The organism is Paenibacillus tianmuensis (assembly GCF_900100345.1).
In the GTDB taxonomy this organism is placed as follows: Bacteria; Bacillota; Bacilli; order Paenibacillales; family NBRC-103111; genus Paenibacillus_G; species Paenibacillus_G tianmuensis.
Window position 1 is genome coordinate 97,800 of record NZ_FMTT01000010.1, and the last position, 14,835, is coordinate 112,634.

Annotated in this window: 3 protein-coding genes; all 3 read left to right on the plus strand. The window is 50.4% G+C overall.

The features are described 5' to 3' along the window. The first annotated feature begins 21 nt into the window (after window positions 1-21). The 3 genes from fabD (at window position 22) to BLO51_RS09210 (ending at window position 14,821) form a co-directional block, all read left to right on the plus strand. Window positions 22-1,380 (plus strand): ACP S-malonyltransferase, encoded by a 1,359-nt coding sequence (gene fabD, locus BLO51_RS09200; RefSeq protein WP_090670145.1) that lies wholly within the window; start codon window positions 22-24, stop codon window positions 1,378-1,380. Window positions 1,381-1,441: 61 nt separating this feature from the next. Continuing rightward, the gene (locus BLO51_RS09205; RefSeq protein ID WP_090670148.1) at window positions 1,442-7,222 is read left to right on the plus strand and encodes a beta-ketoacyl synthase N-terminal-like domain-containing protein; all 5,781 of its coding nucleotides are present in this window, start codon (window positions 1,442-1,444) and stop codon (window positions 7,220-7,222) included. Between the two features lie 6 nt (window positions 7,223-7,228). Further along, entirely contained in the window at window positions 7,229-14,821 is a 7,593-nt protein-coding gene (locus tag BLO51_RS09210) for a non-ribosomal peptide synthetase (protein WP_090670151.1), read from the plus strand. Window positions 14,822-14,835: the final 14 nt, after the last annotated feature.

The following is a 14,835-nucleotide window of genomic DNA, read 5'->3' on the forward strand; positions in this document are numbered from 1 at the left end:
CGTTCATGGAGGTTGACGAGATTGGGCAGCGTAGCGTTTGTATTTCCCGGACAAGGTTCGCAGTATCCGGGCATGGCCAAGGATCTTTATGATCGTGATAAAGTTGCGCGCCACGTATTTGAGGAAGCGAGCGACATGATTCATTTGGATCTGAAGAAGCTTTGTTTCGATACGGATATGAATGAACTGACAAGAACCGAAAACGCGCAGCCTGCCATATTGACAGCTTCCTATGCAGCCTATCGGGTATTCATGAAGGAAGGCTTGAAGCCTTCTTTCATGGCCGGACACAGCTTGGGTGAAATCACTGCGTTGACATGCGCCGGAGCGATTTCCTTCAAAGATGCGATCCGGCTGGTAAGGGCCAGAGGATTGCTGATGCAGCGGGTGGCAGAGAAATCGCTGGGAAATATGGTTGCGATCAGGGGGGCCGGGGTTGAGGCGATTCAACAATTATGCGAAGCCTATTCCGTGAATGGCAAAATAGCGGTGATCTCCAACTATAATTCGACCGATCAGATTGTCATCTCCGGTGACAAAGAAGCCGTGGTGCAGGTAGGCGAGGCGGTCGAACGCCAGAATGGCAAATATACGGCTTTACAGGTCAGTGCGCCTTTTCATAGCCCCTTGCTTCAAGAGGCCGTGGGACAATTCAGGAATGAATTAATCAAGTATACTTATCGCGACCTGCAATGTCCTGTCATTTCCAATAGGACAGCCCGACCGTATCATGGGCCGGAGCAGATTGTACCCAGCTTATCCGAGCATCTGGTCCGTCCGGTGCTGTGGAAAACGACCGTAGATTATTTCGTTGATCATGATGTCGGGTTTGTCGTTGAACTGGGGCCCAAAAACATACTGAGAAATTTGGTGACCCATTGTACGGACCGGATCGAGGCCTTTTCGTATGATGACCGCAATGATTCGTTCTATCGTTTCATGGACGAGATAACCGGAAAATCGGCAGCGGCGCTTGAAGCGCAAAAGGAACTGGAAAGCTCGCTAAGAACTCATATCAACCTATTGAAGGAATTATCCCGCTATCATCAGACGGGATGGCGGACGATGAAGGAGACCGGAGCGGATTTGAACAGAGTGACTCCGGTGACGTTATGTCTTGCCGGCGCGGTTTGTGTTCCCAATCAAAATCCGAATGAACAGGAATATCAAACGGGTGTCGTAGAGCCCTACCGAAAAGTGCGGAAGATGCAGGCGGTCATTGAACAGGAGGAAAGGATGCCCAGGGAAGAAGAGATTGAAGAAGCGTTTCAAATGCTGCTTTCCGTATTCAAGACCAAGAAGGTTCCCATTTGCGAGCAGCAACTGCAAATGGAGCTGATCTGCGAGCGGCTGATCCCGAAGGAAGAGGCATTGTACTAGGAATGCCGATCGTAACAGCGTTATTATCTGCTCATGATTGAAGAGAGGGGTCGGATCGATAATGGATTTTATGCGTCTCTCCAGTATTCGAAATTCGGATGAACCGGATATCGAGATCAAGGAAGCGAATTCCAAAGATATTGCGGTCATCGGGATATCCGGGCAGATGTCCATGGCAGATCATCTCGATCAATACTGGGAAAATATCCTGAATAAAATCGAATGTGTAAAAGAATTTTCTGCCACAAGAAAACAAGATGCCGATCGATATTTAACGTTTAAGGGCATGGCGGCAGAAGAGCTGAGCTATTACGATGCCGCTTTTTTGGATCGTATCGATCAATTCGACCCCAGGCTGTTTCACCTTACGCCCAAGGAAGCGAAGGTGATGGACCCGAAACAGAAGCTCTTCTTAATGCATACGTGGAATGCGATTGAGGATGCCGGATACAGCCTGAAGGAAATAACGGGACAAAGAATCGGAGTGTACACGGGACTTAGCGATTTCGGCAGTGAAACTTATTTTGATATGTTGACCCATGTCGATCCCGGCTCCATCGAGATCGGGAGCACAGGGAATTTTCAGGCCATTATTCCGACCAGAATCTCCTACCTCCTTGATTTAAAAGGTCCGAGCATGGTAGTTGATACGGCTTGCTCTTCTTCGCTTGTCACGGTTCACTTGGCTTGTCGGGCTCTACGCAACAAGGAATGCGACGCAGCCATCGTAGGGAGCGTACGTCTGCACTTATTGCCACTTCAGACCAATTACCGCATCGGATTCGAGTCCAAAGATGGAAGAACGAAGGCATTCGATGATACGGCTACCGGAACCGGGGTCGGCGAGGGCGCGGTCGTCGTCATGTTGAAACCGCTGCAAAAAGCGAAAGCAGACGGCGATCACATTTACGCGGTGATTAAGGGAACAGCCATCAATCAAGACGGCAATTCGATTGGCATCACAGCTCCCAATGCCGACGCTCAAGCGGATGTGATCGAAAGGGCGTGGAAGGATGCGGGGGTTTCAGCGGAAGATATCTCTTATATGGAAACTCACGGAACGGGGACCCGATTGGGCGATCCGATTGAAATTGACGGGATCAATAAAGTATTTTCCAGATATACATCGAAAAAACAATTTTGCGCGATCGGGTCGGTTAAAAGCAACATCGGCCATTTATATGAAGCGGCTGGGCTCGCGTCTTTGGTGAAATGCATATATGCCTTAAACGAGCGGATCATTCCGCCGTCGATCAACTATCATATTCCGAATCGGGCGATCGATTTTCATGACTCTCCCGTGTACGTCAATGTCAAGACAAGAGAATGGAACCACGCGGGCGGGAAACGAATTTGCGGGGTGAGTTCGTTCGGCCTGAGCGGGACCAACTGTCATCTTATTCTGGAAGAACCAGAGACGCGCGAGCGCCCGGCTATAGAAGAGCAAGGCCCTTCGGTGCTGACGTTGTCGGGAAAAGCGGAAGGCATTGTCAAGGAGCTTGTGGATCGGTATTTGACGCAGTTTCAACGCATTCGAGCGCAGCATCCGAAAGATGTTTGTTATACGGCAGCGGTAGGAAGACATCATTACAAGCATCGAGTGGCGATTGTGTTCTCTACCTATGATCAATTATTCGAAGCTTTAAGGGAAATCTCCGAAACTCCGCTGGCCGAATTGAATCACGCAAGCATCTACTACAATGACATCGAAGGAAACCATGAGCCCGACCTTGTCGGAAAAATAAACACCCTCGACTTGAACGCACCGAATCAAGAAGAAGACCTGCGGCAGCTGGCCCTTGCCTATGTCCATCATCTTGAAATACAATGGGCTGATTTGTACGGCTCCGCCAAAAGAAAAAGAGCAAGATTGCCATCCTGGGTCTTTGAGCTGGAAAGGTACTGGATTGATGTTCCTCAAGCTGGAAGAAGGCCTGAGCGAGCGGACCACGTGGAAGAATGGGCCGAGGAACACCGCGAAATTGTGCTTGACGGACGTACGGACGGCAGCTATTCGGCTACGGAGAGAAAGCTTGGAGCCATCGTAAAAGAAGTCATGGGTTATGACCAAATCAATATTTATGAGAATTTCTATGAGCTTGGCGGCGATTCGTTGCTCGCCATGAAAGCCTATACCAAAATTAACGAATGGTTCCAAGTGAATATTTCAGCGGCGGACATCTTTTCCTATCCATCCATTGCGCTGCTGTCCCAATATATCGATAAATGTTTATCGAAGAGCGAAGCAAGCGAATGGACCGTTCCGGCAGACCGCACGCCGGCGCAGGATGCACATGATGAATTTGCAATCATCGGTATGGCAGGCAAGTTTCCGCTGGCCGATCATATTGAGCAGTATTGGGAAAACATTTGTGGCAAAGTGAACTGTGTCAGAGACATTCCCGCGAATAGAAGAGAAGATTTGAAAAACTATATTCGACAGCTGGGGTATGACGAGAACGACATCCAATTTGCCAAAGCAGGGTATTTGCAGGAGATTGACAAGTTTGATTATGAGTTTTTCGGATTGACCTTGAAAGAAGCAACCCTTATGGACCCTGCCCAACGCTGCTTCCTGGAGGTTGTGTACGAAATGGCGGAAGAGGCCGGCTATGGCGGTAACCGGCTGGTTGGCAGCAATACGGGCGTTTTTGTCGGCTACATCGACGAGTATCTATATAATTACCGGAGATTTATATACGATTCCGACCCTTCGTTAACCAAGTATTCGTTGTCGGGGAACCTGAGCGCGAATATATCGGCCAGAATATCGTACTCGCTTGATTTAAGAGGCCCCAGCGTTGTCTTGGATACCTCTTGCTCTTCATCTTTAGTCGCTCTGAATGCGGCCTTAAAAAGCCTAAAAACAGGCGAATGCGATACTGCCATTGTAGGCAGCGCCAAAATCAAGCTGATTCCGATTCATAATCCGGAAAGCCGTGTCGGCGTGGAATCGGAGCATGCGATGATCCGGGCATTCGATGACGATGCGGATGGCATTGCGGAAGGTGAAGCTGTCGCTGCGATCATGATCAAGCCGCTCAAGAAGGCCATGGCAGACGGCGATTATATCCGTGCGGTGATCAAGGGAAGCGCCGTGAATCAAGACGGCACCGGTATGGGGATCATGGCGCCCAGGTCCGAAACGCAGACGCAAGTCATTCTGGATGCCTGGAAAGACGCCGGAATTGACCCGGCCTCCATCACTTATATCGAGACGCATGGAACGGGCACGAAATTAGGTGACCTGGTAGAATATGACGGGCTGAAAAAAGCGTTCGGGAAATATACGAACGAGAAGCAGTATATTGCGCTAGGTTCCGTTAAAACCAATTTGGGGCACGTTTACCAAGCCTCCGGACTCGCCAGCGTCATCAAGGCGGTTTTATCGCTGCAGCACAAAAAGCTGGTTCCCAGCTTGCACTTCGACCGGCCCAACCGGCTCATCGATTTCGAAGAATCTCCCTTTTATTTCAACAATATATTGAGGGATTGGGAGACCCATGGCATTCCAAGGCGGTGCGGTGTAAGCTCGTTTGGATTCAGCGGAACGAACGGCCACGTCGTCCTTGAAGAATATGACGAGAACGATCAAGAGCAGCAGGGAGCCACGGGGCCATATATTGTAACATTGTCCGGGAAAAGCAAAGAGGTGCTGCACAATCTGGTTCGCAGTTACCTGGAATTTTTGGAGCAGCGACCGGATATCGACATGGGGCGATTGAGTTTTACAACCAATGCAGGCAGAGGTCATTATAATGAAAGACTGGCGTTAATCGTGAAGGATCAAGACGACCTGAAACATAAATTAAACCAGTTATTATTGCATCATGGGGAAAACATCCGGCTGGAAGACATTTATTACGGAACATCAGCGTCGATTCCCAGAGGAAGCGTCAGGGAAGAAAGCCGCATCCACGAAATGACAAGGAGTCCGGCGGGCTTAAAACAGATTTGCTTATCCTATGCGGCAGGCGCCGATATTCCCTGGGACAAGCTGTACGAAGAGCATGAGAAGCATGTCCTGCCGCTGCCGACCTATCCGTTTATGCGCAAGAGATGCTGGTTTCAGCCAAAAGCCAGAAACAGAAGCTTCTCCATTGTGGAAGAGGATGTAGTGAACGACTATGAGCTCCTTGAATTGGAACAACAACATCGGAGGCGGATGGAGACCGAGGTCGCCGCTGCCGGCGCAGAGGCGATGAGCGGTCTTACGGAGATTGAGCATGCGGTCATTCAAGCCTTTAAGGAAGTTCTGGGAATCAAGCAGGTAAGATTGGAGGATCATTTCTTCGAGCTTGGGGGAAATTCCCTGAAAGCGACGAAGCTGGCTTCCAAGATTTATCAGCTGCTGGAAGTGCTGATGCCGTTGAGCGATATTTTGATCTATCCGTCGGTTCGGGATTTTGTGAATCACATCGAACAGCTGGTTAAAGACAATAAGACCATGACAAGGATACCGGTACTGCCGGAGCAGGAATTTTACGACTTAACCGTTAAGCAAAAGGATCTCTGGTTGTCGACACAGCTGTATGAAGACACCAGCGCCATGAATATAACCTCCGGCTGGCTGCTGGAGAAGGTGGACATCGCCTTGCTGCTCCAAGCGTTCTGGGCTGTCGTGGAACGTCATCCCATCTTGAAAACACGCGTCGTTATCGAAGACGGAGAGCCCCGGCAGACCCTTGATTCCGGCGACACGATAGCGAGGGCATATCATTATCTTGATCTTAGCGGCAGTGAAGGGATCGAAGAATCGTTAGAAAGGCTGAAGAGGACCGAGGTCAAGAAACCGATTCATCTGGAGCGTGATCCGCTAATTCGTCTGACGATGGCCAACATCGGTCAGGAGCGCCATTTTCTGGTGTTTGTCATTCACCATATCATCTCCGACTGGTGGTCCATCGATTTGATCATGAATGATTTGGTCAAGTATTATAACGCGTTCAGTTCGAATACGGCGCCGCAGTTGGAACCGTTGTCGGTCAAATTCTCGGATATTGTAGCGTGGCATAAAGAAAAAATGGAGACCGACAAAGAAAAGCTGGAGTGCTACTGGAACGGCATTCTTCAAGGTCCGCTGCCAGTGATGAACCTCAGGACCGACTTTGAGCGCCCCCTTCAAAAAGATCTGGGCGGCAAAAGACTGGATGCAAAATTCGATATGGATGTGATGGGCCGTCTGAAACATATGGCGGACGTGAATCAAGGAACCATGTTTATGACCGTGTTATCGGGAGTATTTTCGCTCTTGCATTTGTACTCCGGGCAGAACGATATGATTGTGGGGATCAATTCATCGGGAAGAGAGCACTATCAGTTGCAGGATCAAGTCGGCTATTTCGTCAATGTGCTGCCTCTGAGAATCCAAATCGACAGCAAGGATACCTACATCCAATTGTTCGGCAGAGTCAGGCAGCAGTCACTGGGGGCGCTTGAACATCAAGATTATCCGTTAGTGCTGATGATGGACAACGAACATGTTGTGCGGGACCAGAGCCGGTCCCCGATATTCGATGTCTTGGCGCAGTTTATCATTGATCCGTCGAATGACGATAGCATGCGGGTAAATCATGGCTGCATCCGCGAAATCCCGATCGAATCCTTGGAAAGCAAATATGATCTGGTCTTCAACTTCTTCGAGAGACGCGGAGAAATTACATTGGAGTTGGAGTATAGCGATAGCTTGTTTAAAGAGGAAACGATGGAACGAATGATCGCAAGATTAAAACGGATCTTTGAACAATACTCCAATAACGCACAATTGACGGTTCGTGAATTGCAAACGGAAGAGAGCCCGTATAGCCGTATTTCGCCCATTCAAAAGAGGAAAAGAGGGTAGAAGAACATGGAATATCAAAGTTCGGCTTTTCAGGAACAGCTTTGGCTGCATGATGCATTCGAAAGAAAGCGTTTATCGGCTTATGGCGCCGATTATTACAACATTCCAATCATCTTTCGAATCAATGGCATCGTTCATGAGCATGAGATACGCGAAGCATTAACAAGGCTGCTGGAAAAGCACGAAGCGCTGAGAACATCGCTTCTGATGAGCAACGGAGCGGTCACGCAGCACATTCGCGAGCAAGCGGAGCCCGTCTTGATCACTCTGGACTGGTCTGGCGAGAATCGAACGGAGATCGAAGCGTTAGCTGTTCTCAAGGAACTCAACGCGCAGGCTTTTCTGGACGGGTTAGAGGCTCCGCTGGTCAAAAGCGTCTTTCTGCCCTTAAATCGGGAAATCTCCTACCTCTTGCTTACGATCCATCGTGCGATCTGTGATGAGCGGTCAGTCAAAATCCTGAAAAGAGACTTTATTCGACGGTTTACCGCTTATGCCAACGATGAACAACCGGATGATGCGGCGGAGCTTCCTTTGCAGTATGCCGACTTCTCGGAGTGGCAACACGAATTGCCCGATGAAATTCTCGAAACTCATCTCATGTATTGGAAAAGAAAGCTGAATAAAGAGCTTCGGCCGATCGTATTGCCGATGCAGAGGAAAAAAACGGAAGCCCCTGCGTATCAACCTGCGGAGTACCGGCTTGTATTCCAGCCGGAGCTGATGGAGAAAGTGGAGCGGCTGCGAATTCAAGCCGGTCTGGAAAAAAGAATCATCTTCCTGACGGTGCTTAAGATACTGCTGCTGAAATTCACGGGGGAGAAAGAGATCCATATCGGCACAACCGTATCCGAGGGGATGAGTGAGGAATTATTGGATACGGTGGGCCCGATTTCGAATCCGTTGATTCTCCATGACGAATTGTACGACAGCAAGCCGTTTCTGGACATCGCGAGGCAGATCGCTCAAACCTGTCAAGAGGCCAAGGACCACAGTATCATTCCTTTTGAAAGAATTGCAAAGGAAATGAAGTTGCGGAATAGCGGCGATGCGGCTCCGCTCTTCGATATTTTGTTCCATTATTGGGATGCCGACGAAGATATGCCCGTATCCCGAATTCAGGTCATAGAGTCGAATATCGGATGGGGCAAGGCTGATTATCACGTTCTGGTTCAGGAAGAGGAGTCGGAGACCAGGCTGTATGTTACTTACGATTCCTGTTGTTATTCCGGGCAGCAGGCCGCGCAGCTGGCGCATAGCTTCATGACGTTATGCGAGGCGTTATGCGGGGACCCGGATCAACCGGTTCTTCATGCCGAGTTTATTGACGAAGACGAGAAAAATCTTCTGCTATCTCAATGGACGAATACGAATGTCGAGGCCATGACCGAGGAATGCGTGCATCATCTCTTTTCGCGGCAAGCCCTCAAAACTCCCGATCATATTGCCGTGCAGTATGATGAACAAACGATGACCTATGGGGAATTGGAGGAATCGTCGAATCAAATTGCGAATTGGCTCAAGCGTCACGGGATCGAAAGCGAAGACATCATTGCCATTGTCATGGATCGAAATATTCACACCGTGGAACTGATGCTCGGTATTTTGAAGGCCGGCGCATGCTATTTGACGATCGAGCCGGATGCCCCGGTGGAGAGGCGGCGGTATATTTTAGAGGATAGCCGTCCCAAGCTCGTCATTGTTGAAGAGCGTTATGCCGACGCGGCCCACGGGGAACAGGCTGTGATTCTGGAGTCTCTCTTGCAGAACAAGGCCGGCGAGCCGAAGGAAGTTACAAGCCCATGCCATCATGCGAATCTGGCTTACGTGATTTATACGTCCGGTACGACCGGCAAGCCTAAAGGCGTCCTCCTTGAGCATCGAAACCTGGCGAGAATCGTCTGCCACAGTCAACACTTGTTTGACTATACGGCAGACGATGTATGGTCCATGTCCCACCCTTACAGCTTTGATTTTTCGGTATGGGAAATGTACTGCGCACTACTGACAGGGGGAAGGGTTGTCATTGTTCCGCGAAGTGTTGTCAAGGATACGGCGCGCTTTAGACATTATTTAAGCGAATACGGCGTGACGGTGCTGTGCCAGACCCCGACGGCATGCAACGCCCTTATCCATGAGGAAATCAAGCATCCCGGGGCTGACCTGAAAGTCAGAACGATCATTTTCGGCGGAGAAGCTTTGAGTGTAGGGGATTTACGGGAGCTAAGAGAGAAATATCCGGAAATGACATTTGTGAATAGTTATGGGATTACGGAAACAACCATACTCGCAACGTTCAAGAAGGTGACGGACGAAGAAATCGCATCCCATGTGAATTCGATCGGCGTACCGCTTCCCAATTATCAAGTCTATGTGCTGAATTCCCGGCAGCAAATCGTTCCCATCGGCGTCGAGGGCGAACTATACGTGGGCGGAAGCGGTGTGGCAAGAGCGTATTTGAATCGACCGGAGCTCACTCAGGAAAAATTCGTTCCAAACCCGTTTGGGGAAGGAAGATTGTATCGTTCCGGCGACTTGGCCAGATGGAAGCCTAACGGCGAGCTGGAGTATATCGGGAGAATCGATGATCAAGTTAAAATACGGGGCTATCGCATGGAGCTTGGCGAAATCGAAACGATCCTCAAGCGTCAGCCCGGAATTCGGAACGCCGCTGTCATGGCAAGAGAAAAGGCCGGAGAATCCTGCTTGTGCGCCTACCTTGTTTCAGATCATTCCATCGGCTTGAGCGCCTTGCGCAGTGCCCTAGCGGAGCATTTGCCCGAGTATATGATCCCTGCCTATATGCAGCAGATCGGGGAAATACCGATGACCGTTAACGGGAAGGTCGATAAAAAAGCGCTGCCCGAGATCGAGGCAAGCAGCGAGATGGAATACGTGCCTCCCGGAACCTACATCGAGAAGTCCTTTGCGCGAATTTTCGAAGAAGTGCTGGATGTCGAGCGGATAGGGATCTATGACAATTTTTTTGAGGCCGGAGGCCACTCTTTAAAGGCGACGAAGGTAATCAACCGGATCGAAGAAGTGACGGGGATCCGATTATCGCTGATCGAAATGCTCAAAGAACCAACGGTTGAAGCTTTAAGCAGGAAGATCAAAAATAAAGAAAAACCGTATGTCCAGATTCCCAAAGCGGAATCGAAGCCCTGCTATCCAATGTCGTCTTCACAAAAGCGAATATTTGTCATTTCCAGCATGGACAACACGGGCGTCGTTTACAATATGTACAAAGGCATGGAAATCAACGGAAAATTGGATGTCTCTAAAGTGAAGCATGCTTACCTTCAACTGGTGAGCCGTCACGAAATTTTGAGAACCGGCTTTTTCATGAAGGATGGGGAAGCTGTGCAGCAGGTACTCGACGAAGTTAGCGCCGAGATCGAATACGATGAGGCGGAGGAGGTCGGCGAAGCCGACAAGATCAGGCTGCTGTCCGAATTTGTGCGGCCATTTGACTTGGGCAAGGCTCCGCTTCTTCGCATCAAGGTCATTCGTGTCGGGCAAGGGAACGACCTGTTGTTCTTTGATATGCATCATATTATTTCGGACGGAATGTCCATCAATATTCTCGCTGAGGATTTTACAAGGTTGTACTCAGGCGAGACATTAGAGGAGCCCGGTATCCAGTATAAAGATTATAGCGAATGGATGCGGACAAGGGATCTTTCCGGTCAACGGGCCTATTGGATTCATGAATTTAAGGACAGCGTTCCTGTCCTTCATCTGCCGCTTGATTATAAGCGGCCGCCAATCCAAAGCTTTCTCGGAAACAGCGTGGAATGCTTTGTTGATCAAGAGCTGAAGACGAAGGTGATGGCTTTATGCAGAAAAACAGGAACCACGGAATATATGGTGCTTCTCTCCATACTGATGGTGCTGCTTAGCAAGTACAGCAGGCAGGAGGATATTGTCGTCGGGAGCCCGATTTCGGGAAGAACACACCGGGACACGGAGAACATACTGGGCATGTTTGTAAACACCATGGCTTTGAGGGGAAAGCCCGAAGCGGACAAAACCTTTGGCTCCTTCTTGAATGAGATGAAGGATACATGCCTCCATGCGCAGGAAAACCAGGAGTATCCGTTCGACGAACTTGTAGAAGAGGTCGAAGTGAATCGGGATCTGTCACGAAATCCGTTGTTTGACGTCCTGTTCAGTTTGGAGAATCCTGCCGATGATGTGGAGCTTGATCTGGACGGATTTCAATTCAAGGAAATTTTTATCGAGCATGCCATCGCCAAATTTGATTTGACCGTAACCGTATCGAACAGGGATACAGGTTACGGAGTCACTTTCGAGTACGGCCGCGAGCTGTTTGCTGAAAGCAGCATACGTCAAATGATGGCTCACTTTTGCAAAATCTTGAAGGAGGTCACGTTCGACCCCGAACAGCGGATCGCGGAGCTTGAGGTGCTCGAAGAGGAGGAACAAGCGAGAATTTTGGGAGCGTTCAACAACACGGATGCGGCCATGCCGCAAGAGAAGTCCGTCGCGCAGCTGTTCAACGAGCAGGCAGCCAAAGTGCCGGATCATATCGCCGTCAGCTGCGAGGATCAAGCGCTCACGTATCGGGAGCTGAGCCGCAAGGCCAACCGGCTTGCCGCGCAATTGAGGAAGCTGGGAGTCCGCCGCGACGACTATGTGGCGGTCATGGCCGAGCGGCGAATCGAGACAATCGTCGCTATCTGCGGCATTGTTCAGGCGGGCGGCGCTTACGTGCCGATCGATCCGGCCAACCCCGGGGAAAGAATCGAGTACATCCTGAAGGACTGCAAGCCGAAGGCGATGCTGGCCTATGATGCGGACGATCGGGCCGGTGTGCCGGTCATCAATCTGTCCGAAGCGGACCCGTGGGAAGCTGCGGAGGAGGAGCCGGTCAGTCGGCCGAACGACTTGATCTATGTCATCTATACGTCGGGAACGACAGGAAGGCCGAAGGGCGTCATGGTCGAGCACAAGAACGTGATCCGGCTGGTGAAGAACGCTGGCTATGCGAAGCTGGATGAACGGACAGTGATCCTGCAGACGGGAGCCCTCAGCTTCGATGCCTCGACCTTCGAAATCTGGGGAGCGCTGCTTAACGGGGGGCACGTGCATCTGGCCGACCGCGATGTCATCCTCGATGCCCGGAGACTGAAAGGAGTCATACAAGAGAAGTCGATCACGACCATGTTTACCACGACGGCTTTGTTTAATCAACTGATGAGTACGGACGAGACGGTATTTGACGGTCTGGGCACCCTGTTGTTCGGCGGGGAGAAGACGTCCGAGATGCATGTCCGAAAGCTGGTGGAGCGGAACCGGCGGATCGATTTTGCGAACATTTACGGACCGACGGAAACGACGACGTTTGCCGTCTGGTATCCGATTGAGGAGCGTACGCTTCGAGCGAAGACGCCGATCGGAAAGCCCATCTCCAATACGAGGGCCTATGTAGTGAACGAAGGGAAGCTTTGCGGAATCGGGATGATCGGGGAGCTGTGCATCGCGGGAGACGGCGTAGCGAGAGGCTATCTGAATCTTCCGGAGCAGACGGCGGAGAAATTCGTGGCCAACCCGTTCGGGGAAGGGCGGATGTATCGCACCGGGGACTTGGTCCGATGGCTGCCGGACGGCAATCTGGAGTATGTGGGGCGGATGGACGAGCAGATCAAGCTCCGAGGCTTCCGCATCGAATTGGGAGAGATCGAAAGCGCGCTCCGGAAGCTGAGTGGCGTGCGGGATGCGGTTGTGACCGTACATGAAGAGCGGGAAGAAAAGCATCTTTGCGCTTATCTGGTGGCGGAAGAAGCGGATGTGTCGATCAGCCGCATCCGGGAAGAGCTTCGCAAGGAGCTGCCGGAGTACATGATCCCTGTATATATGATGACCATCGGGAGTATTCCGGTGAACCGAAACGGCAAAATCGATAAAAAAGCGCTGTCCCCAATCGAGATCAAGAGCGAGCGCGCCTATGCGGCGCCAAGGAATGAGACGGAGCGGGCGATCGTGCAGGTGTTTGAGGACATCCTCGGAATCGATCAAGTGGGGATGAGGGACAGTTTTTATGAACTTGGCGGCGATTCCATTAAGGCGATCCGGATTATATCGCGGCTTAGAGAATTGAATTTTGAGCTGACGGTCAAAGAAATGCTGCAGCTGCAAGTGATCGAGGACATGATATCCCGTGTCCGAAAGGACGCAGACAGGGTGGAGTACGAGCAGGGGGAGGTTACGGGAGAAGTTCCTTTGACACCGATACAGCATTTGTTTTTTCAATGGAACTTAAAGAAGCCCGATCATTTCAATCAGGCTGTGACCCTGCAATCAAGAGACCGGTTGGAGGAAGAGGCACTAAGGGAAGCGTTGCGAGCCTTGGCCGCGCATCATGACCTTTTGAGGGCTGTGTTTACCGATGGCAGGCAGGAAATACGGAAGGTGGACGGGAGTTGCTTGTTTCATCTGGAGAGCTTTGATTACAGCGGCATCATGGATGAAAGTCTGCTGGAGTCAGCGATGTTTGAGCAAAGCACCGCGATTCAGCGAAGTATGGACTTATCGAAGGGGCCGCTGCTGAGAACCGCTCTGTATCGGGCGCCGGCATACGATTATTTGATGATTTGTATACATCACCTCGTTGTCGATGGCATTTCGTGGAGAATCCTGCTTGAAGACCTTGTAGCGGGATATTTCCAAGCAAGGAGGGGGACGCCGATTCTATTTCCCGGGAAAACCGCATCGTATCTCGACTGGTCGAAAGCTTTATTGGCCTACAGCGAATCCGGGGAGCTGAAACGTGAAATCCAGTATTGGGAAGGCATTCATGCCCAAATGAACACCGGGATCATCGAAGCCGATGCGGACGGTACGGAGCAGGGGTATGAGAGCCTAACTTTTGAATTCGGCGAAGAACTGACAAGTCAACTGCTGTATGAAGCTGGTAAAGCCTTCAATACGGCAATAAACGATATCCTGCTTTCGGCGCTGGGCATGGCGGTGAATTCGTGGAAGCGTCAGAATAAAGTCGCAATCTACTTGGAAGGGCATGGCCGGGAAGAAATTAATCAAGCGATCGATATTCATCGAACGGTGGGCTGGTTTACCAGCATTTACCCGGTTATTCTGGAAGCCTCGGAGAAGATGGAAGACGTTATTGTTCAAACGAAGGAGATGCTGAGGCATATTCCTAACCGCGGGATGGGCTATGGGGTGATTCGTTACGGCGGAAAATACGAAATTCCCGAAACGGTACCGGATATCGGATTTAATTATTTGGGCCAGTGGAATATGGAATCCAATGAGGGGACGGGAATAACCGCCTCGACACTGTCCAGCGGAGTGAATATAGCAGAAGAGAATCAACGAACGAACAGCATATCGCTGAACGGAAGCATCTATAACGGAAAGCTCGCGATGACCATCGAATATGACAAGAGCAAATTCAGCCACTCATCCATTCAAACGCTCAACATGGATTATCAAAAGGCTTTGACGAATGTCGTCCAATTCTGCATTTCGCGGAAAGAAACGGTAAAAACAGCCTCTGATTATCATGAGGAATTAACAGATGACGTCTTGAAGGATATTATCAATAGTTTCTAAATGACGATCGGCAG